We start from the raw sequence: 17,009 nt of genomic DNA on the forward strand, positions 1-17,009 counted from the left end.
ATTCGCGTGAATCAGGGAATGTTCAGGTATTTGTGGGTCTGCATCGACAGGCGCCACTGCGGATGGCGCTTGCACCAGTCGATGGCGAGCTTCGTGTTCAGGTCGCGCGATGGGCCGTCCATGGGCTGCACGAGAAAATACTCGAAATCGAGCTTCGCGTAGTCGGCGAGACGCTGGTTTTCCTGCGGCACGACAACCTTCAACTCGTTGCCCTTCGTGACGACGAGCGGCGCGTCGGCCTTGGGGCTCACGCAGATCCAGTCGATGGTTTCCAGCACCGGCAGCGAGCCGTTGGTTTCGATCGCGATCTCGAAACCGGCGGCGTGCAGCGCGTCGACGAACGGCGCGTCGATCTGCAGCATCGGCTCGCCGCCCGTGCAGACCACGAAGCGGTTGCCCTCGCCTTCTGGCCACAGCGAGGCGATCTTCGCGGCGAGCTCTTCCGGCGTGCGGAATTTGCCGCCGTTTTCGCCATCGGTGCCGACGAAGTCGGTGTCGCAGAAGCGGCAAACAGCTTGCTCGCGATCTTCCTCGCGGCCCGACCAGAGATTGCAGCCGGCGAACCGGCAGAACACGGCCGGACGCCCGGCGTTCGCGCCCTCGCCCTGCAACGTGTAGAAAATTTCCTTTACCGCGTAAGTCATCGTGCAGCCTGGTTCTGGCTCATGCGCGCAAGGCGCGTGCAAAGCCGGTTGGTCTCGGGCGCGAAATCATCGTGTCGGCGGGGGGGCGCGCCGCCCGTGCGCGGCCCTGGCCATATTCTTCACCGCGAAAGTCACGCGTGCAGCCCGAGGCTCACGCTCAGACCGGGGCTTCCGTCACGTTCTCGCCGGCGAGATACGCTTCATACCCGCGCTTGCGCAACTTGCACGCCGGGCACTCGCCGCAGCCGAAGCCCCACGCGTGAAGCTCGGCGCGCTCGCCCACGTAGCAGGTGTGCGTTTCCACGCGGACCATGTCCACCAGCGCTTCGCCGCCCAGCTGTTCGGCGAGCCGCCATGTGTCGGCCTTGTCGAGCCACATGAGCGGCGTTTCCAGCACGAAGCGCGTGTCCATGCCAAGATTGAGCACCACCTGCAGCGCCTTCATCGTGTCGTCGCGGCAGTCGGGGTAGCCCGAGAAGTCCGTTTCGCACATCCCGCCCACAAGCACCTTGAGCCCGCGACGATAAGCGATCGCCGCGGCGATCTGCATGAACATCAGGTTGCGGCCCGGCACAAAGGTGTTCGGCAAGCCGCTCGCGGCGGTCTCGATCTCGATTTCGCGCGTCATGGCCGTGTCGCTGATCGAGCCTAGCACCGACAGATCGATCATGTGATCGTCGCCAAGACGCTCGCCCCATTCGGGAAACGTGCTGGCGATCGCCGCGCGAAAGCCCTCGCGGCATTCCAGTTCGACGCGATGACGCTGGCCGTAATCGAAGCCGAGCGTTTCGACGCTCTCATAGCGGTCGAGCGCCCATGCGAGGCACGTGGCCGAATCCTGGCCGCCGGAAAACAGTACGAGCGCGCCCTTGGCTTCTGTTCGAGTCACCGTGAAACTCCGTGTATGAGGTTTCCGCGCGAATGCCTTCGTTGCTGGCTTGTGTTGCTCGATGCGCCCGGGCGGACCGGCAGGGACAACCCCCGCGCCGGCTCATGCAGTATAGGCCGGGGCCTCTACACGGGCATCGGCGCACCCTTATACCCTGGATACCGCCGATGTCTGGAATGCGAACCGCAAGACAATGAGCACAACGAAAAAGCCCCAGGAATCGAACGATCTCCTGGGGCTGCATTCTGGTGGCCTGGGACGGAATCGAACCATCGACACGCGGATTTTCAATCCGCTGCTCTACCAACTGAGCTACCGGGCCAACGAAGAAAAAAGATTATAGCGATGAATGTGGCGTTTGCCAAGTGGCTTTCACAAAATTGATGCGTCTGGCCACGCCGCTCACTTTCACGCGTTCATTCGCCCTTGCTCTTGCCGAGGTCCACGCCGAGCTGCTTGAGCTTGCGATACAGGTGCGTACGCTCAAGCCCCGTTTTTTCAGCCACGCGCGTCATGCTGCCGTTCTCGCGCGCGAGGTGGTACTCGAAGTAGGCGCGCTCGAACGCATCGCGCGCATCACGCAGCGGGATGTCGAACGAGATCGATGCGGTTTGCGTGGCCGCGCCCGTCTGCATGCCATGCACGCCGTCGGCGCCCAGCACCGGCAGCGCCGCCGCCGATGCCACGACCGCCGGTCCGCCCGCAGCCGTCTTCCCCGCCGCCGCCGATGTAGCCGGCGCGACCGGCGCGGCCGTGCCGCGCGCGAGCCCCTGCTCGACCGCCTTCAACAGCTTTTGCAGCGCGATCGGCTTTTCGAGGAAGTTGAGCGCGCCGATCTTCGTCGCCTCGACGGCGGTGTCGATGGTCGCGTGCCCCGACATCATGATGACGGGCATCGTGAGATGCCCCTGCGCGGCCCATTCCTTGAGCAGCGTCACGCCATCGGTGTCCGGCATCCAGATATCGAGCAGCACGAGGTCCGGCACGTGGCGCTGCCGGAAGTCGCGCGCCTGTTGCGCATCTTCCGCGAGCTCCACGACGTGTCCTTCGTCGCTGAGGATCTCCGAGAGCAATTCCCGGATGCCCATTTCATCATCTACCACCAGGATGGTTGCCATTTACGCTGCCCTTGTCTGCACTGTTGCTTTTGATCCCTGCTCCGCTTCGGCATGCGCCTGCCCCTCCCCGGATCGGCCGGGTCCGGGCGTGGCGGCATCGTCTGCCAACTGGAGAAAGAGAATCGAGATCTGCGCGCCTTCGATCGCGTCGCCCGCTCTCATGCGATTGCGGATGTCGATGCGCGCGCCGTGCTCGTCGACGATCTTCTTGACCATCGCAAGCCCAAGTCCTGTTCCTTTGGCCTTGGTCGTCACATAGGGTTCGAACGCGCGCGTGAGGATGCGCGCCGGGAAACCCGGGCCGTTGTCCGATACCGTGAGACGCACCGCCACGTGCGTGCGGCCTTGCGCGTCGGGGTCTCCGTATTCTACGGCGCGGGTCTCGAGCGTCACGCGAGGATTCTGCGTATCGGCCACTGCGTCCTGCGCGTTTTGCAGCAGGTTGTGGATCACCTGGCGCAATTGCGTCGCGTCGCCGCATATCACCGGCAAGTCGGAGAGCTCGACCTTGATCGCGCTCTTGCCTTCTTCCGCGCCGTAGAGCGTGAGCACTTCGCTCACGAGATCGTTGAGCTGCAGATGCGCGAGCACGGCCGGCGGCGTGCGCGCGTAATCGCGGAAGTCGTCGACCATCTGCTTCATCGCCGCGACCTGATTGACGATGGTGGTCGCGCCGCGCCTGAGCACTTCGGCGTCGGTTGGCGCGAGCTTGTCGGTGAGCTTCATCTGCAGGCGTTCGGCCGAGAGCTGGATCGGCGTGAGCGGATTCTTGATCTCGTGCGCAAGACGCCGCGCGACTTCGCCCCACGCGACCGAGCGCTGCGCCGAGATCACGTCGGAGATGTCGTCGAACACCACGACGTAGCCCGAGGTCTGCATGTCGCCCGCGTCGCGGCCCGTGTCGGATACGAGGCGCGCGCCGCGCACGAGCAGCGTGAGCGGATCGGTCTCGCCCGGAATCGGCACGGAGAACTGCTGCTGCCAGTGGCCGCGCCCCTGATCGCCATCGCCGCGCGAAGCTTCCTGATCGGCGAAGGCCTTGCGCACCATCGCGCCGAACTCCGTGAGCGCGCCGATATGATCGAGCGCGACGCCGAGCTCCGTCTGGAACGGCTGACGGAAAATGCGCTCCGCACCGGGGTTCGCCGTCGTGAGGCGGAACTGCCGGTCGAACACGAACACGCCCGCCGTGAGGTTCGCGAGAATGCTCTCGAGGTACGCCTTCGAATGCTCGAGCGCGACGCGGTTCTTCTCCACAGCCTGACGCGCTTCGGAAAGCTGGCGCGTCATCGCGTTGAACGACTGCGTAAGGAAGCCCAGTTCGTCGCGCGACTTGATTTCGCGCTTGGGCGTGTAGTCGCCCTCCGTCACTTCCTTCGTGCCCTGCGCGAGCAGGAAGAGCGGCCTGGCAAGCTGGTTGCCGAGCGCGAGCGCGAGCATCATCGCGACGAAGGTGGCGAGGAAGAGCGCGAGCGTGAGCGTGCCGATATACATCTTGCGCAGGCCCGTGCGGCCCAGCGCCTTCTCCTGATACTCGCGATACGCGCGCTGCACGGCGTCGGCATTGCGCGCGAGCGCGGACGGCACCGGCTGCTCGAGCTGCAGGAAGCGCTCGACCGGCTGCAGATCCGTTGTGTTCGCATCGGGAATGCGCGTGACCACGCGCAATCGGAGCGCGCCCTTCGAGCCAAGCTGATGCGGGTCGCCGTCCACTTCGCCCTCGATCGCCGCATAGCCGCGCCCGCGTGCCTGATCGATCATGAGCGACGTGGGCATATCGGCGGGCATGAGCGACGAGAAGTTGCTCGACGCCTGCGCCACCACGTGCATGTCGGGCGCCGCGCCCGACATGCTGCGCACCGGTTCGACGATCATCGCGTCCTGCACGCCGAACTGGTCGCGCGCACGCAGGAGCGTGAGCGTCGTGCCCGCGGCGTCGCCGCTCGCGATCTGCTCGGCCATCAGACGGCCCTTGGTTTGCAGGTCGGAGAGCGAGGCGTCGAGCATGCCGCGGCCGAGATTCAGACCGGCGGTGAGCGCGGTTTCCACGTTCACGTCGAACCACGACTCGATCGAGCGCGAGACGAACTGATACGAAACGATATAGATGATGCCGCCCGGCACCACGCCCACGAGCGCGAAGAAGAACGCGAGCTTGGCGAGCAGCCGCGTGCCGAACTTGCCGCGCCTCAAGCGCACGACGATCACGATCATGAGCGCCGTGACCACCGACAGGAAGATCAGCGCGACGATGATATTGGCCGCGTAGAGCCAGCCGTAGTAGCGGTCGAAGAACTCGGTGTTCGCGCTTGCCGCGGCGAGCAGGACGAGCAGCAGCGTCGCGGTGAACGCGACGGTGGAAACGAGCAGCTTGACGACGACGCTGCTGAAGCTGGTGGCACGGCGTACTTTATCTAGCACGTTCGGTCACCGTGAAGTTGAAGCGCTTCCAGTCGGAAGCGAGGTTCCAGTCGCGGTTGTTCACGGCGTCGATCTGGAACGGCTTGGGCATCAGCGCGACGTCGAGCTGCATGCGCACCGAGGCCGTGTACGTTTCGCCGGCATGCACGTCGTTGCGGTCGATCACGTGCCACGAGGTGACGTGCTTGATGACCGCGAGCGCGTCCGCGAGCGTCGAGAAGCCGAGCTGCAGGCCGCCGCTCGACACGCGGTACTCGCGCGTGAGCGGCTGGAACGACAGGCGAATGCTTTGCGAAATGCTCACCGGCTGTTCGTCGAACCAGTACCAGCGCGCGCGCGTGAGCTCGAAGTCAGTGGTGAAGTAAAGCGGAATGCCCTTGTTGACCGCGTCTTCCAGGCTGCTGTTGAGGTCGAAGTCGAAACGGGCGTCGAGGCTCCAGCCGTTGCTGTCGGCCTGGAGCGACGCGCGCTGCACCGAGATCGAGTCGGCGCGAGCCGGCGCGGCGGCCACCAGGCCGACGACGGCAAGCATCAGCCAGATCAGGGCCGCGAACCGCAGCGGGAAGAAGCGTTTGATGGTCACCGTTTCTGAAAGCGCGCGTAGAAGAATCCGTCGTGATCTGCGGTGCGATCGGGAACGGGAAAGACAGTTGTCGTCACTTCGGCCTTTGCAGCGGCCTCGTGCCGCGCCTCGCCGGCTGCGCCGTCTTCTGGCCCCCGGGCCGGCGCGCCGAACGCCTCGGGCAGCAGTTGCCCCGGCGCGCCCAATCGTACCGCATCCGCATGGGTGCTTTCAAACCAGCGCGCCTGCGCCTCGCCTTCCTCGGGGAAGATCGAGCAGGTCACGTAGAGCAGTTCGCCGCCCGGCTTCACGAGCGGCCACAGCGCATCGACGATGCGGCGCTGCTCGGCGGCAAGCGCCGCGATGTCGCTCTCGCGGCGCAGCCAGCGAATGTCCGGATGGCGGCGCACGATGCCCGAGGCCGAGCACGGGACGTCGGCGAGGATGCGATCGAAGCCTTCGCCGTCGTGCCACGCGGCAGGATTGCCCGCGTCGCCGACCACGATCTTTGCGCGCCGCATGGGGTGCGCGGGATCGTCTTGCGTAAAGCCGAGGCGCGCGAAGTTTTCGCCGATGCGCGCGGCGCGCGTGGCGTCGCTTTCGAGCGCAACCAGGTCGATGTCGGCAAGCTCGAGCAGATGGCCGCTCTTGCCGCCGGGCGCCGCGCACGCGTCGAGCACGCGCATGCCGTCACGCACGTCGAGGATTTGCGCGGCCACTTGCGCACCGGCATCCTGCACGGACACATCGCCCGCGAGGAATCCGGGGATGCGATCCACCGGCAACGCAGCGGCGAGACGCACGGCGTGTTCGCCGATCTGCGTGGCGGCGATGTTTTCAGCGGCGAGCCGCCGGACGTATTCGGCAGCGCTCGCACGGCGCGCGTTCACGCGCAGCGTGAGCGGGCCTTGCGTGTTGCCCGCGGTGAGAATCGCCTGCCACTGGGTGGGCCACGCGGCGCGGACCGCGTCGATCCACCAGCGCGGATAGTTCCAGTGGGCGGTCTCATCGGCCCCTGCTGCGGCAAGCGCGGTGTCGCGCTCGCGCAAAAAGCCGCGCAGCACCGCATTGACGAGCCCCTTCGCGAAGGCGACCTCGCGGCGCGCAGCCACGGCGCGCACGGCCTGATCGACGACCGTAAACGGCGTGTAGGCCGCGCTCGCCTCGTCTTCGGCGAGCAACGCCAGCGCGCAGGCCAGCAGGTTCGCGACGAGCGGCGGCGGCGCCTTGCTCACGCGCTGCCGGATCAGCCAGTCGACCGTGCCGAGCCGCCGCATCGTGCGGTACGCGATGTCCTGCACGGCACCGCGAGCCTGCGGCGCGAAGTCGGCGGGCAACGCGGCGAACGCGCTCGCGAGCGCGGCGGGCAGCGCCGCACCGGCGCGCACCGCGCCGATCGCATGAGCGGCCTGGTCGAGCGCAAAGCCCAGCGATTCGGGGGCCAGGTGCACGGCGTGGCTGCGCGCAGGCGCTGCGCCCTGCTGGCGCGCGGGCGATGCGGAACTCTTTTTGCCGTGAGACGGCTTGCTGGGTCGCCGGGATGGGCTCGATGTCATGAAAAAACCGGATGCGGGCCGCGGTGAAGTGCGGCGTCAATGATGCACAAGCGAGCCATTGTAGCGTGGCGAGCGCGCAACACTGCCAGCCGGCGCGATTCCCGTTGACGGCACCGCGCCCGCAGGCAAACAGCGGCGAAAAGCGCAGAGATACATATTGGCGGATACCGACTAACGGCTCGCCGCATGATGGCGACAGAAAATGCCCCTCCTCCCTGCGTCGTAGCGGCCATCATGAAACTACTCGGGAAGAAACAAGACTTCGCGTTCCTCGCCTTCGTTGCGCTTTTTTCCGTGTACCAGCAGGGACGGGGAAAGCTGTTCTCGCCCTTCTGGGACTACAAGGTGTACGCGTACGCGCTGGATCAGTTCAAGCGCGGCGCGAACCCGTATATCCCGCACGGATTCCCCTTCGTCTATCCGCCCCTCTTCCTGAATCTCTTTTCGCGCGTGCCGTTTCACTGGCTTTATCTGGCATTCGTTGTCGCGTCGCTGATCTATCTCGCCTACAGCATCCGGCATGCGGATTTCGTCGTCGCAGGTGCGTTGGGGTTTCTGACCGGCGGCTCGGGCGTGGGCGGCATCCTCACGGGGAATTTTGCGATCTTCGGCCACTTGCTGATCATTGCGCTTTTTTATGCGGCTTCGCGGGACGCTTCACCGCATTCTTCGCAGCAAAGCGGCAACGCGACGGCAAAGTACTGCGCGCTGGCTTTTTTCATCGCCCTGTTTGCCTCGATCAAGATCTATTTCCTGACCTACGCCGTCGTGTTCTTTTTTATCCCCAAAGGCACGCGCTACTTCTTCGCCGTGCCCTTGTGTGTTGCGCTCGCAACCATCGCGCAGCTCGCGCTGGAACCGCGTCTGTGGACCGACTTCGAAACCCTGCTGCGCTGGCAGATGCTCGCCCAGAACGATTCCGGGCTCGTGCTGTTCGGGATACTCGAACAACACGTGCGCGCGTTATCGACCCTGGAGGACGTCCTGTTCTACGAACTGGTGGTCGTGGCGCTATTCGCGTACGCGGTCAATCCATTGCGCGGGCGACGGCTCATGGTTGCCGAAAACGAAAGCGTGCCCGGCAGGCTGTTCTATGTGCTCGCGTTCTGTCTCGCGCTGAATCCGAGAATGAAGGAATACGACATCGCGCCGTTTTTTGCGTGCTGCTACGTTTCGCTCTTCCAGAGCAGCAACGACGATAACCGGATGGATCGCGTGTTTTTCTACGCCGTACCACTGGCGTTCATCGCCGCGTGGATCGTCGTCAAGTTCGGGCACGTCTACTACGCGCTCGACGTGTCCTGGTTCATCGGCGTTTATTTCGTGTTCTTCGTGGTTTCGCTGCGTCAACGGGCATTGCGGGTTTCGGCCCGAGCGGGCGCTCGACACGTGGACGGCGACGCCGCGGCGACGGGCTGAATAAAAAAACGCCTCCGAAGAGGCGTTTTTTTCGTTACCCGTTACCGGTCGTCGCTTTAGCGTCCGCCGCCTGCAGCCATCTCCATCAACCGGCGGATGCGCTCTTCCGTGGCCGGGTGCGTGCTAAAGAGGTTCTGCAAGCCGCCGCCGGAAAGCGGATTCATGATCATCATCTGCGCCGTGGCCGGATGCTGTTCGGCCGCCGGGAACGGAATGCCCTGCGCGTAGCGATGGATTTTGTCGAGCGCCGAGGCGAGCGCCTGCGGATCACCGGAAATCTCGGCGCCGCCGCGGTCTGCCTCGAACTCGCGCGCACGCGAAATCGCCATCTGGATCAGCGCGCCCGCGATCGGCGCGAGCAGCGCAACGGCAATGCTCGCGATGGGGTTCGCCCGGCGGCCGCTTTCGTCGCGGCCGCCGAAGATCATCGCAAAGTTGGCGAGCGCCGAGATCGCGCCGGCCATGGTGGCCGAGATGGTCGAGATGAGAATGTCCCGGTGCTTCACGTGCGACAGCTCGTGCGCCATGACGCCGCGCATTTCGCGCTCGGACAGCACGCGCAGGATGCCCGTGGTCGCCGCGACCGCGGCGTGCTCGGGGTTGCGGCCCGTGGCGAAGGCGTTGGGCGCGTCCTCGTTGATGAGGTAGACGCGCGGCATCGGCAAGCCCGCCCGCGTGGCCAGATCGCGGACCATGCGATAGAACTGCGGCGCCGTGGTCTCGTCGACTTCCTGCGCGTTGTACATGCGCAGGACCATCTTGTCCGAATACCAGTACGAGAAGAAGTTCATGGCGAGCGCGAAGAACAGCGCCAGCACCATCCCGCGATGCCCGCCGATCAGCCCGCCAATCACGATGAAAAGGGCCGTAATCGCGGCCATCAACATCGCGGTTTTGACCCAGTTGAACATGTGCTGTGCTCCTTCACCCGCGAGGGCATCAAATCGATCGTTAAACGCCCGCCGCCAGCCGGTCAGCTGGCGCCAGGCGAGCGCATTGTAAGCGATTTGTTAGATATGGGCAGGTCCGAAAAATTCAATCTCAGCGCGTGGCGGTCGCGAGCTTCAGGCCCAGCCCGACGAACGCCGAACCGACCGTGCGGTCGAGCCACTTCTTCACGCCCGGCTTGCCCGAGAAGCGCTGCGTGACGCTGCCCGCCACCCACGCGACGAAGCTGTTCCAGACCGTGCTCATCAGCAAGAACACGGCGCCGAGCGTGAGGAAAGCGAGGGCCTTGTGCTCCGTCCCCGTGGTCACGAACTGCGGGAAAAACGAGACGAAGAACAGCACCACCTTCGGATTGAGCACGTTGGTGCAGAAACCCGCAACGAACAGCTGGCGCAGCGGGCGCGGCGCGGCGGCAGGGGCCGCGGCCTGAGCGGCGCCTTCGGCTGGCCTGACATCGTGCTTCGTGAGCACGAGGCGCACGCCGAGATACACGAGATAGATCGCGCCGACGATCTTGATGACCGTGAACGCGGTGGCCGACGCCGCGAGCAGCGCGGTCAAACCGAACGCGCAGGCGAGCGTGTGCACACAGCAGCCCGCCGAGATACCCAGTGCGGAAACGAGGCCCGCGCCGCGGCCCTGCGCGACGCTGCGGCCGACGATATAGGCCGTGTCGGGCCCCGGCGTCACGTTCAGGAGAAATACGGCGACGACGAAGAAACCGAAATGGGTAATGCCGAGCATGACAACCTCAAAATCGAAAAACGCGCTTCAAACGCCATTGATTCTAGCGCGCCGGGAACCGCGCGGCGTTTGGCGTACCTGCCATTTTCAGGTGAGGGCGTTCAGGCAATGGCGCGAGCCCTGGCTCAGGCCGCAGGGGTCTCGGGCAACTGGAACCTCTGCCCCGCCGTCAGCGGCATGCCGGCCAGGAATTCGCGCGCGGGCAGCCGCTTGCCGCCCGGCTTTTGCAGCTGCGTGAGGCGCAGCGCGCCCTCGCCGCAGGCCACCACCACGCCCGCCGGGCTCACTTCGAGAATCTCGCCCGGCTCGCCGGCGGTGCCCGCCGGACGCGCTACCGGCTCGGCGGCCCACAGCTTGAGCTGCGCGCCGTCCAGCGTGGCCGCGCCGCCTGGGAACGGGTCGAACGCGCGAATCTGCCGCGCGAGCGCCACCGCTGGCCGGCGCCAGTCGAGCGCGGCTTCCTGCTTGCCGATCTTTTCGGCGTAAGTCGCGCCTTCTGCCGGCTGCGGCGTGGCGGGCAGCGCACCGTCGCGCTCGAGCGCGACGAGCCCATCCATGATCAGCTTTGCGCCGAGTTGCGCAAGGCGGTCGTGCAGCGTCGCCGTGGTGTCGCCCGGCGCGATCGGCGTGCGCACCTCGGAGATCATCGGGCCGGTGTCGAGCCCCGCGTCCATCTGCATGAGCGTGATGCCGGTTTCGGCGTCGCCGGCTTCGATCGCGCGATGAATCGGCGCCGCGCCGCGCCAGCGCGGCAGGATAGATCCATGAATGTTGATACAGCCGCGCGGCGGGATGTCCAGCACTTCCTGCGGCAGCAACAGCCCGTAGGCCGCGACCACCATCACGTCGTGCGGCGTGGCGCGCAGCAGGTCCAGCGCCGCGGCGGCTTCCTGCGGGTACTTGCCCGTGCGGCGCAGCGACGGTGGCTGGGCGACGGCCATGCCGTGCTCCTGCGCATAGCGCTTGACCGGGCTTGCCTGGAGCTTCATGCCGCGGCCTGCCGGGCGGTCGGGCTGGGTCAGGACGAGCGGCACGGCGAAGCCCGCTTCGTGAATCGCCGCGAGCGCCGCGGCGGCGAATTCCGGCGTGCCGGCGAAGATGACGCGAAGGGTGTGGCTCATGGGCGCTCGGTGCTCAGTTCGCTGAAAGCGGGTTGATGAAGAAAGAGACGGCGCGGATCGCGCTTACATCGCCCGTTCGAGCTTCTTCATCTTGCTGCGGATGCGCGTCTGCTTGAGCGACGAGAGGTATTCGACGAACACCTTGCCCATCAGGTGATCCATTTCGTGCTGGATGCACACGGCGAGCAGCCCTTCGCAGTCGATCTCGTAGGTCTCGCCCTTTTCGTTCATCGCGCGCACGCGCACCTTTTCCGCGCGCTCGACTTCATCGTAGATGCCCGGCACGGAAAGACAGCCTTCCTCATGCACTTCGCGCTCGTCGCTCGACCAGATGATTTCCGGGTTGATGAACACGCGCAGTTCGTCGTGCGCGTCGGAAACGTCGATCACCACGACGCGCTCATGCACGTCGACCTGGGTGGCCGCGAGACCGACGCCCGGCGCGGCGTACATGGTTTCGGCCATGTCGGCGACCAGTTTGCGGATGCGGTCATTGACCACCTCGACCGGCTTCGCGACCTTGTGCAGACGCTTGTCCGGGTAATGAAGAATGTTCAGTAGAGCCATGATTTGACGGGTTTCTCGTTGGGCGCCTGAAAGAGCCAGGAACAGGGAACGATGCGCGGCCTGGCCATTCGGCCAGCTTGCGGGTCCCAGGCCGGATACGGAGGATATCTCCTCATATTCGGACGAAAGGGCCGCAATTCAACGTTGAACGCGCTTATCGCCCGTGCGGACGCGCTGCGCGCGAAGGCGTGCGCGCAATGCCACGGGTAAAGACGCCACGGTGTATTTCGGATGGTGAAAATTTTATCACGAGGTGCGGCAAACCGTCCGCGCCCGGGGAACGCAATGCCGACGACCTTGCCGATATCTGCCGAGGAACTGGCCGCCTGGCTGCGCCTCGCTCTCGCGCGCGGTCTGAGGCCCGCTGCGCTGCGTGCGCTGCTCGGCGCGTTCGGTCTGCCTCAAAACGTGCTGGCCCAACCGTTCGCCGCACTCGCCGCGGTGGCGGGTGCGCAAGCCGCCCACGCCGCCCTCGCCGAGCCCCGGCCGGACTTCGCGGCACAACTCGAAGCCCTGCAGGCCTGGCGAGCGGCACCCGGCAACGCGCTCATCACGCTTGCCGACCCGGCCTATCCGGCCCGCCTGCTCGACATGCCCGATCCACCGCCGCTGCTCTATGCAAAGGGCCGGCTCGAACTGCTCCACGCACGCGCGGTAGCCGTCGTGGGCAGCCGCAACGCCACGCCGCAGGCCGTCGAGGACGCAGCGCGCTTCGCGCGCATGCTCGCCGCGTCGGGTCTCACGGTCGTCTCGGGGCTCGCGCTCGGCGTGGACGGCGCTGCGCATCGCGGCGCACTTCACGAGCAGGGCGGCACCGTCGCCGTGATCGGCACCGGCGCGGATCTCGTCTATCCCCCGGCGCATCATCCGCTCGCCACGCAGATCGCCGCGCACGGCGCGCTCGTCTCCGAATGGCCGCTCGGCACGCCGGCGCGCTCGGCGAACTTTCCGCAGCGCAACCGCGTGATTGCCGCGCTCGTCGAAGGCGTGGTGGTGGTCGAGGCCGCGCAACGTTCCGGCTCGCTCATCACGGCAAGGCTCGCCAACGAAATGGGACGCGACGTATTCGCGCTGCCCGGCTCGATTCATGCGCCGCTCACGCGCGGCTGCCACGGGCTCATCAAGCAGGGCGCGCAGCTGGTCGAATCGCCCGAAGAAGTGCTCGATGCGCTCAATGTTGGGCAACCCCCGGGTGCCGGGCGCGCGCTCGCGTCGCCGCGGGAACAACGCCGGCAGAAGGTCCCGGTTCCCGTCGATCGCATCCAGCGCGACGACACAAGCGAGACGCCACAGTTGGCGCTCGAATTGCCCCGTCCCGAGCCACCGACTGCACATCGCGCTGAAGCACGAAAATCGCTTGCCAGCCTTGGCGCCGAAGCCCGGCGCCTGCTCGAAGCGCTCGGTCACGCGCCGGCCACGGTTGAAATCCTCGCGCAGCGCACCGATATGGCCGAAGCGGTGCTGCAAGGCACGCTGCTGCAACTCGAACTCGCGGGACACCTCGACGCCCTGCCCGGCGGCTGGTTCGTGCGGGCTTCGTGCGGCTGATGCCGCGGATTGGGGGAGCATCACCGCCCGCGCGCCGCCGTGATACATTCGCGCCAAATACCCCGCTCTATATATAAGAGAACGCAAGGAACGACCATGCCCGCGCTAGACCTCGACACCGACGCCGACCAGATCGCCGAGCGCGTCAGCAATCAGGACACGCTGTTCGTCGCGTGCCTGTGCGCGCAGTGGTGCGGGACGTGCCGCGACTACCGTGCCACGTTCGACCGCATCGCCGAGGCGCATCCCGACGTCTGCTTCGCGTACATCGACATCGAAACCCATGCCGATCGCTTCGACGATCTCGATGTAGAGAACTTCCCGACCATCCTGATCGAGGACGGTCACGCCACGCGCTTTTTCGGCACGGTCCTGCCGCACGCCGCCGTGGTCGAGCGCATGCTCTCGGACCTCAGCGCGCTGCCGGGCGTGTCCGACGCGCCCAAGCTGCGACCCGCGCTGGCTGTAGTTTGAGCGCACTCCACATCTGACCCCGCTCAGGCACACCGCTTGCCGCGCGGCGTGGCGCGCCCTTATGATTGGGCGCCCTGGCGGGTGCGCGGGTGTCGTCATGAGATGACGCAAAAATCGACGCCGACGCGCCATGTGCTATAAAGCGGTCGAGAACGGCCCCCCGAGCGGGGCAGCAACGCCGGGCATCGCGCCCAAGCGCCCATTCAGGTGGCATCGGCCCCGGGGCGCCAACCGGATACACCCACAAGCAACCAGTCATGTCCAAAGCTCTGATCATCGCCGAGAAGCCGTCCGTCGCGAACGACATCGCGCGCGCGCTGGGCGGTTTTACCAAGCATGACGAGTACTACGAGAGCGACGACTACGTACTCTCGTCGGCAGTCGGCCATCTGCTGGAAATCGCAGCGCCGGAAGAATACGAGGTCAAGCGCGGCAAGTGGAGCTTCGCTCACCTGCCCGTGATCCCGCCGCACTTCGACCTGAACCCGATCGCCAAGAGCGAATCGCGGCTCAAGGTGCTCAACAAGCTGATGAAGCGCAAGGACGTCACGCAACTCATCAACGCCTGCGACGCGGGGCGCGAGGGCGAGCTGATCTTCCGCCTCATCGCGCAGCACGCAAAGGCGAAGCAGCCGGTCCAGCGCCTGTGGCTCCAGTCGATGACGCCGCAGGCGATCCGCGACGGCTTCGCGAACCTGCGCAGCGACCACGACATGCAGCCGCTCGCCGACGCCGCCCGCTGCCGCTCGGAAGCCGACTGGCTCGTCGGCATCAACGGCACGCGCGCGATGACCGCTTTCAACAGCAAGGGCGGTGGCTTCTTCCTCACGACCGTCGGCCGTGTTCAGACGCCAACGTTGTCAATCGTCGTCGAACGCGAAGAGAAAATTCGCCGTTTCATCCCGCGCGATTATTGGGAAGTGCGTGCGGAGTTCGTCTGCGCGGGTGGCTTCTACGAAGGCCGCTGGTACGACCCGAAATTCAAGAGGGACGAATTCGATCCGGAAAAGCGCGACTCGCGCCTCTGGAGCGTGCCGGCCGCCGAGAGCATCGTCGCCGCCTGCCACGGCCGCGAAGGCACGGTCAGCGAGGAATCGAAGCCGTCCACCCAGCTCTCGCCCGCGCTCTTCGACCTGACGAGCCTGCAGCGTGAAGCCAACGGCCGCTTCGGCTTTTCGGCCAAGAACACGCTCGGCCTCGCCCAGGCGCTGTACGAAAAGCACAAGGTGCTCACCTATCCGCGTACCGACGCGCGCGCGCTGCCCGAGGACTATCTCGAAACGGTCAAGCACACGCTCGAGATGCTCAAGGAGAGCAACAACTACCTGCCGCACGCCAAGCAGGTGCTCGACAAGGGCTGGGTGAAGCCGAACAAGCGCATTTTCGACAACTCGAAGATCAGTGACCACTTCGCCATCATCCCCACGCTGCAGGCGCCGAAGTCGCTCTCGGAGCCCGAACAGAAGCTGTACGACCTCGTCGTGAAGCGCTTCCTCGCCGTGTTCTTCCCGGCGGCGGAATATCGCGTCACCACGCGTATCACCGAAGTCGCCGGGCATCACTTCAAGACCGAAGGCAAGGTGCTGGTCGAGCCGGGCTGGCTGCAGGTCTACGGCCGCGACGCGGGCGGCGATGACGCCAACCTCGTGCCGGTGAAGAAGGACGAGAAGGTCAAGACCGACAAGATCGCGGCGCACCAGCTCGTGACCAAGCCGCCCGCGCGCTACAACGAAGCGACGCTGCTCTCGGCCATGGAAGGCGCGGGCAAGCTCGTCGACGACGAAGAGCTGCGCGAGGCCATGGCCGCCAAGGGCCTTGGCACGCCGGCCACGCGCGCGGCGATCATCGAGGGTCTGCTCGGCGAAAAGTATCTCGTGCGCGAAGGCCGCGAACTGATCCCCACGGCCAAGGCGTTCCAGCTCATGACGCTGCTGCGGGGTCTCGACGTGAAAGAACTCACCGCGCCGGAACTCACTGGCGAATGGGAGTACAAGCTTTCGCAGATGGAGCGCGGCAAGCTCCCGCGTGACGCGTTCATGCAGGAAATCGCCCGCATGACGCAGACCATCGTGAAGCGCGCGAAGGAATACGACTCGGACACGATCCCCGGCGACTACGCGACGCTTCAAACGCCGTGTCCGAATTGCGGCGGCCAAGTGAAGGAAAACTACCGCCGCTTCGCATGCACGAAGTGCGAGTTCTCGATCTCGAAGATTCCGGGCGGCCGTCAGTTCGAAATCCCCGAAGTGGAAGAACTGCTCCAGAACAAGACGATTGGCCCGCTCTCGGGCTTCCGCAGCAAGATGGGCCGGCCGTTCTCGGCCATCCTCAAGCTCTCGTTCGACGACGAAATCAAGAACTACAAGCTCGAGTTCGATTTCGGCCAGGACTCTGGCGCGGAGGATGGCGAAGCGCCCGACTTCTCGCAGCAGGAACCGGTGGGCGCGTGCCCGAAATGCAAGGGGCGCGTGTACGAGCACGGCATGAGCTACGTGTGCGAGCACTCGGTTGCGAATCCGAAGAGCTGCGATTTCCGCTCGGGCAAGGTGATCCTGCAGCAGGAGATCGCGCGCGACCAGATGGCCAAGCTGCTGGCCGAGGGCCGCACCGACTTGCTGACCAACTTCAAGTCGTCGCGGACGGGCCGCAACTTCAAGGCTTTCCTCGTCAAGCAGCCGGACGGCAAGATCGGCTTCGAGTTCGAGAAGAAGGAACCGAGCGCGAAGACGGCGGCCAAGACAGCCGCAAAGAAGTCGGCTGCATCGGCTGAGGCCACCACGGACGATGCCGCGAACGACGCGGCAGATTCGGCGGAAGAAGGCAAGGCGAAGCCCGCGCGCAAGACGGCGGCCGCCAAAGCCGCACCGGCGCGCAAGACCGCCGCACGCAAGACACCGGCACGCAAGACGGGGTCGTAAAGCCGTCCTTTCGCGGGCCGTCACCGGCCCGCGCGCAAGCAGGCAAAAAGGCGCAGCTTCTCACGAAGCTGCGCCTTTTT

14 protein-coding genes and 1 tRNA gene are annotated in these 17,009 nt (G+C 65.6%); 4 read left to right on the forward strand and 11 right to left on the reverse strand.

From position 1 onward, the window contains the following. Positions 1–11: 11 nt before the first annotated feature. From queE to rsmB, 7 genes are all read right to left on the reverse strand, one after another. Positions 12–644 (reverse strand): 7-carboxy-7-deazaguanine synthase, encoded by a 633-nt coding sequence (gene queE / locus A3CW_RS0108725; RefSeq protein ID WP_028203214.1) that lies wholly within the window; start codon positions 642–644, stop codon positions 12–14. 157 nt (positions 645–801) lie between these two features. Next, a complete protein-coding gene (gene queC, locus A3CW_RS0108730; RefSeq protein ID WP_028203215.1) occupies positions 802–1,533 on the reverse strand; it encodes a 7-cyano-7-deazaguanine synthase QueC in 732 nt (243 codons plus the stop codon). Positions 1,534–1,779: 246 nt separating this feature from the next. Continuing rightward, positions 1,780–1,855 (reverse strand) — tRNA-Phe (locus tag A3CW_RS0108735). A gap of 94 nt (positions 1,856–1,949) precedes the next feature. After that, positions 1,950–2,651 (reverse strand): response regulator transcription factor EsaR, encoded by a 702-nt coding sequence (esaR, locus tag A3CW_RS0108740; protein ID WP_028203216.1) that lies wholly within the window; start codon positions 2,649–2,651, stop codon positions 1,950–1,952. Further along, positions 2,652–5,072, reverse strand: coding sequence for a sensor histidine kinase (locus tag A3CW_RS0108745; protein ID WP_028203217.1), 2,421 nt, complete (start codon positions 5,070–5,072; stop codon positions 2,652–2,654). It abuts the gene before it with no gap. Then, positions 5,062–5,655 (reverse strand): DUF4390 domain-containing protein, encoded by a 594-nt coding sequence (locus A3CW_RS0108750; protein WP_028203218.1) that lies wholly within the window; start codon positions 5,653–5,655, stop codon positions 5,062–5,064. Before A3CW_RS0108750 ends, A3CW_RS0108745 begins: the two co-directional genes overlap by 11 nt. Continuing rightward, positions 5,652–7,190 (reverse strand): 16S rRNA (cytosine(967)-C(5))-methyltransferase RsmB, encoded by a 1,539-nt coding sequence (rsmB, locus tag A3CW_RS0108755; RefSeq protein ID WP_028203219.1) that lies wholly within the window; start codon positions 7,188–7,190, stop codon positions 5,652–5,654. The genes A3CW_RS0108750 and rsmB overlap by 4 nt, the downstream gene beginning before the upstream one ends. A gap of 234 nt (positions 7,191–7,424) precedes the next feature. On the opposite strand from rsmB, the gene A3CW_RS0108760 reads away from it, so the two are divergent. Next, positions 7,425–8,609 (forward strand): hypothetical protein, encoded by a 1,185-nt coding sequence (locus tag A3CW_RS0108760; RefSeq protein ID WP_028203220.1) that lies wholly within the window; start codon positions 7,425–7,427, stop codon positions 8,607–8,609. A 56-nt stretch (positions 8,610–8,665) separates the two neighbouring features. Here A3CW_RS0108760 and htpX read toward each other — a convergent pair whose 3' ends face one another. The 4 genes from htpX to def all read right to left on the reverse strand — a co-directional run bounded on the left by htpX (position 8,666) and on the right by def (position 11,989). After that, entirely contained in the window at positions 8,666–9,520 is an 855-nt protein-coding gene (gene htpX / locus A3CW_RS0108765) for a zinc metalloprotease HtpX (protein ID WP_028203221.1), read from the reverse strand. 130 nt (positions 9,521–9,650) lie between these two features. Then, the gene (locus A3CW_RS0108770; protein ID WP_028203222.1) at positions 9,651–10,301 is read right to left on the reverse strand and encodes a LysE family translocator; all 651 of its coding nucleotides are present in this window, start codon (positions 10,299–10,301) and stop codon (positions 9,651–9,653) included. 125 nt (positions 10,302–10,426) lie between these two features. Next, entirely contained in the window at positions 10,427–11,422 is a 996-nt protein-coding gene (gene fmt / locus A3CW_RS0108775) for a methionyl-tRNA formyltransferase (RefSeq protein ID WP_028203223.1), read from the reverse strand. A 63-nt stretch (positions 11,423–11,485) separates the two neighbouring features. Then, positions 11,486–11,989: a peptide deformylase gene (def, locus tag A3CW_RS0108780; RefSeq protein ID WP_028203224.1), complete on the reverse strand. Its 504-nt coding sequence runs from the start codon at positions 11,987–11,989 to the stop codon at positions 11,486–11,488. 285 nt (positions 11,990–12,274) lie between these two features. Here def and dprA point away from each other — a divergent pair, with 285 nt between their 5' ends. The 3 genes from dprA (at position 12,275) to A3CW_RS0108795 (ending at position 16,929) form a co-directional block, all read left to right on the forward strand. Next, positions 12,275–13,537, forward strand: coding sequence for a DNA-processing protein DprA (gene dprA, locus A3CW_RS0108785; RefSeq protein WP_028203225.1), 1,263 nt, complete (start codon positions 12,275–12,277; stop codon positions 13,535–13,537). Between the two features lie 96 nt (positions 13,538–13,633). Continuing rightward, positions 13,634–14,011, forward strand: coding sequence for a thioredoxin family protein (locus tag A3CW_RS0108790; RefSeq protein WP_028203226.1), 378 nt, complete (start codon positions 13,634–13,636; stop codon positions 14,009–14,011). Between the two features lie 257 nt (positions 14,012–14,268). Beyond that, positions 14,269–16,929, forward strand: a complete 2,661-nt coding sequence (locus A3CW_RS0108795) for a DNA topoisomerase III (RefSeq protein ID WP_028203227.1) — start codon at positions 14,269–14,271, stop codon at positions 16,927–16,929. Positions 16,930–17,009: the final 80 nt, after the last annotated feature.

The organism is Paraburkholderia nodosa DSM 21604 (assembly GCF_000519185.1).
In the GTDB taxonomy this organism is placed as follows: Bacteria; Pseudomonadota; Gammaproteobacteria; order Burkholderiales; family Burkholderiaceae; genus Paraburkholderia; species Paraburkholderia nodosa.

Excerpts from the sequence above, each read along its gene's own strand:
- rsmB (WP_028203219.1), bottom strand. The coding sequence starts at position 7,190 with ATGACATCGAGCCCATCCCGGCGACCCAGCAAGCCGTCTCACGGCAAA.
- htpX (WP_028203221.1), bottom strand. The coding sequence starts at position 9,520 with ATGTTCAACTGGGTCAAAACCGCGATGTTGATGGCCGCGATTACGGCC.
- queE (WP_028203214.1), bottom strand. The coding sequence starts at position 644 with ATGACTTACGCGGTAAAGGAAATTTTCTACACGTTGCAGGGCGAGGGC.
- fmt (WP_028203223.1), bottom strand. The coding sequence starts at position 11,422 with ATGAGCCACACCCTTCGCGTCATCTTCGCCGGCACGCCGGAATTCGCC.
- A3CW_RS0108795 (WP_028203227.1), top strand. The coding sequence starts at position 14,269 with ATGTCCAAAGCTCTGATCATCGCCGAGAAGCCGTCCGTCGCGAACGAC.
- A3CW_RS0108760 (WP_028203220.1), top strand. The coding sequence starts at position 7,425 with ATGAAACTACTCGGGAAGAAACAAGACTTCGCGTTCCTCGCCTTCGTT.
- A3CW_RS0108790 (WP_028203226.1), top strand. The coding sequence starts at position 13,634 with ATGCCCGCGCTAGACCTCGACACCGACGCCGACCAGATCGCCGAGCGC.
- def (WP_028203224.1), bottom strand. The coding sequence starts at position 11,989 with ATGGCTCTACTGAACATTCTTCATTACCCGGACAAGCGTCTGCACAAG.
- dprA (WP_028203225.1), top strand. The coding sequence starts at position 12,275 with ATGCCGACGACCTTGCCGATATCTGCCGAGGAACTGGCCGCCTGGCTG.
- A3CW_RS0108770 (WP_028203222.1), bottom strand. The coding sequence starts at position 10,301 with ATGCTCGGCATTACCCATTTCGGTTTCTTCGTCGTCGCCGTATTTCTC.
- esaR (WP_028203216.1), bottom strand. The coding sequence starts at position 2,651 with ATGGCAACCATCCTGGTGGTAGATGATGAAATGGGCATCCGGGAATTG.